Below are 3173 nucleotides of genomic sequence, written 5' to 3'. Positions count from 1 at the left end.
TCATTGCTGTGCCTGCCATTGCTGTGGCCGGCACGGTCGGTGCCGCAGCAGGGCGAGTTGGAACTGGTGGTGCACGATGTCGGCCAGGGCGCGGCCGTGCTGCTGCGAACCGCCCACCACGCACTCTGGTACGACGTCGGCCCGCCGGCGGGCAGCGGAGGCGAGGAGCGGATACTGCTGCCGACGTTGCGGGCGTTGGGACAGGTGCCGCCGGCACGGGTGATGATCAGTCACGACCACCTGGACCACAGCGGCAACCTCGCCGCGTTGCGCCGACAACTGCCGGGCCTGGACGTACTGGCGCCACAGGGCAGTGCGATTGCCACTGCCCGCACCTGCCAACAGGGACTGCGCTGGCAATGGGATGGGGTCGATTTTCAGGTGCTGCATCCGCCCGCTTTGCCTGCAGCTCCGGCGAAGGGCGTCGACAACGAGGCCAGTTGCGTGCTGCGGGTCGCCGGCGCACACGGGGTGGTGCTGCTGCCCGGTGACATCGGCCGGCCCGGCGAGCAGGCGCTGCTGGCGGGCGCTGCCGCGGCGCTGCGTGCTGACGTGGTGCTGGTGCCCCATCACGGCAGTGGCGGCAGCTCCACCCCCGGCTGGGTGAAGGCGGTGGCGCCACGGTTGGCGCTGGTCTCGGCCGGGCACCAGAACCGCTTTGGACACCCGAAGCGTGACGTGGTGCAGCGCTGGCGGGCGGCCGGCGCCGAAGTGCTGTCCACCGCCGAGTCCGGCGCGATCCGCGTATGGCTTGGCGCACAAGGCCTGCAGCTGCGTGAACAGCGTATCCACGCAGCCCGGTGGTGGGATGCCGCTGGGCGGGCACGGTCGGCTGCTATCCTATCGCCGATCGAACAAGCGGCCGTTGGGCCGGAGGGTTGAAACGTGTGGGAACTGGTCAAGGCCGGTGGCTGGCCGATGGTGCCGCTGCTGCTGTTGGGCGTACTGGCTTTGGCGATCGTCCTGGAGCGTTTCTGGTCCCTGCGGCGTAACGAGGTACTGCCGCCTGGCCTGGGCCAAGAAGTGCGCAACTGGGCTGCGCGCGGCAAGCTCGACCCGGCGCACCTGCAGACCCTGCGTGCCAATTCGCCGTTGGGCGCCCTGCTGGCCGCGGCACTGGAAGCGCGCAATCGCCCGCGCGACCAGATCCGCGAGCGCATCGAAGACACCGGTCGCCACCTGGTGCACCGCATGGAGCGTTTTCTCAACGCGCTGGGCACCATCGCCTCGGCCGGCCCGTTGCTGGGCCTGCTCGGCACCGTGGTCGGCATGATCCAGATGTTCCTGGGCATCCTCGATCACGGCGTGGGTGACGTGAACCAGCTTGCAGGCGGTATCGGCAAGGCGCTGGTATGCACCGCCACCGGCATGATCGTGGCGATCCCGGCGCTGATGTTCCACCGCTTCTTCAAGGGCCGCATCCACGGCTACGTGGTGGAGATGGAGCAGGAAGCCAGCGCATTGCTGGATACGCTGGATGGCCGGCCCGGGGTGATGACCCCGGCACCCGCCACGCGCGCGTCCTCCGCCGCTACGGCAAAGGCCTGATCGATGCGTATCGGCAACGACCGGTCCCAGGATGAGCCGCATATCGACCTGGTGCCGCTGATCGACGTCATCCTGGTGCTGATCATCTTCTTCGTGGTCACCACCACCTTCGATGCGCGTTCGACCCTGCAGGTGCAGCTGCCGACCGCCAGCCAGCAGCAGACCAACGAGCCGCCGCGCTCGCTGAGCGTGCTGATCAACGCTGACGGCCGCTACTTCGTCAACGATCAGGAAGTGCTGCGCAGCGACGTCGAGTCGGTCAAGCAGACCATTGCGGCTGTCGCCGGCAGCGACCGCGAACAGACCGTGCTGCTGCGTGCCGACGCGCGCACTCCCTACCAGGCCGTGGTCACCGCGCAGGACGCGCTGGGCCAGCTCGGATTCCGTCGTATCGCCATTGCAACAGCGCCAGAGGTGCGTCCATGAGTTCCCATCACGCGCCAGTGTGGCCGATCTACAAACGTCTGCTGGGCTATACCCGCACCTACTGGGTGTTCATGATCGGCGCGGTCATCGCGATGGTGGTCGAAGCCCTGGCCGGCTATCACTTCACCAAGCTGATGGAGCCGCTGGTCAACCGGGGCTTCGTCAACCCTGAGCCGCGCATGGCGGTGATCCTGCCGCTGACCATCCTCGGCCTGTTCCTGATGCGCAGCGTGGCGACCTGGGTCAGCGACTACACGCTGGCCAAGACCGGCCGCAGCGTGGTCCGCGATCTTCGCGAACAGGTACTGCAGAAGTACCTGCACCTGCCGTCCTCGCACTTCGACGCCGAAGCGACGCCGGTGATGGTCAGCCGCCTGAACTTCGATACCGAACAGGTCACCCAGGCAAGCGCCGACGCGCTCAAAACCGTAGTCGCCGATACCCTCACCATCATCGCCATGCTGGCGGTGATGCTGCAGATGAGCGTCAAGGTGACGCTGGCGATGCTGGTGGTGGTGCCGCTGATCGGCGTGATCGTCTCCTACGTGGGCAAGCGCTACCGGCGCATCAGCCGCGGCATCCAGGACGGCATGGGCACCATGGCGCAGACCGCCGAGCAATCGCTGGCGGCGCAGCAGGAAGTGAAGGTGCACGGCACCCAGCAGCACGAGATCTCGCGCTACTCGCGCCTGGCCAACCGCATGCTGGCACTGAACATGAAGGTGGAAGTGACCCGCGCGGCCGCCTCCAGCGTGGTCCAGTTCCTGGCGGCGCTGGCGCTGGCGGTGATCGTGTGGGTGTCCACCCGCGAGGCGCTGGCCGGCAAGCTCAATGCAGGCCAGTTCATGGGCCTGATGACCTCGATGATGGCCATCATTCCGTCGCTGCGCCGGCTGACCAGCGTGCAGACCTCGATCTCACGCGGCGTGGCCGCTGCCGAGCGCCTGTTCAGCATCATCGACATGCCGGTCGAGCGCGACGACGGCAAGCACGCGGTACAGCGCGTACGCGGCGAGCTGGCCTTCGAGCACGTCATGCTGCGTTACCGTGAAGACAGCGGCATCGCCCTGGACGACATCAGCTTCGTTGCCAGGCCGGGTACGGTCACCGCCATCGTCGGTCGTTCCGGCAGCGGCAAGACCAGCCTGATCCGGCTGGTCCCACGCTTCTACGAACCCAAGGGGGGGCGCATCCTGCTC

4 protein-coding genes are annotated in these 3173 nt (G+C 67.4%); all 4 read left to right on the top strand.

The genetic code is table 11. The annotated features are described in order from the left end of the window. On the top strand, positions 1 to 882 hold an 882-nt coding region (locus tag AB4Y84_RS17395; RefSeq protein WP_442250537.1), incomplete at its 5' end, for a ComEC/Rec2 family competence protein. Between the two features lie 3 nt (positions 883 to 885). Then, a complete protein-coding gene (locus AB4Y84_RS17390; protein WP_108265380.1) occupies positions 886 to 1548 on the top strand; it encodes a MotA/TolQ/ExbB proton channel family protein in 663 nt (220 codons plus the stop codon). Positions 1549 to 1551: 3 nt separating this feature from the next. Then, a complete protein-coding gene (locus AB4Y84_RS17385) occupies positions 1552 to 1974 on the top strand; it encodes an ExbD/TolR family protein (protein WP_025875217.1) in 423 nt (140 codons plus the stop codon). Beyond that, the coding region (locus AB4Y84_RS17380) for an ABC transporter transmembrane domain-containing protein (protein WP_442250536.1) at positions 1971 to 3173 on the top strand (1203 nt) is incomplete at its 3' end. The genes AB4Y84_RS17385 and AB4Y84_RS17380, both read left to right, overlap by 4 nt.

Source organism: Stenotrophomonas sp. 2YAF22 (genome assembly GCF_052114665.1).
In the GTDB taxonomy this organism is placed as follows: domain Bacteria; phylum Pseudomonadota; class Gammaproteobacteria; order Xanthomonadales; family Xanthomonadaceae; genus Stenotrophomonas; species Stenotrophomonas indicatrix.
Note: the sequence above shows the minus strand (reverse complement) of the source record. Positions and strands in the feature narration are given on the sequence as shown.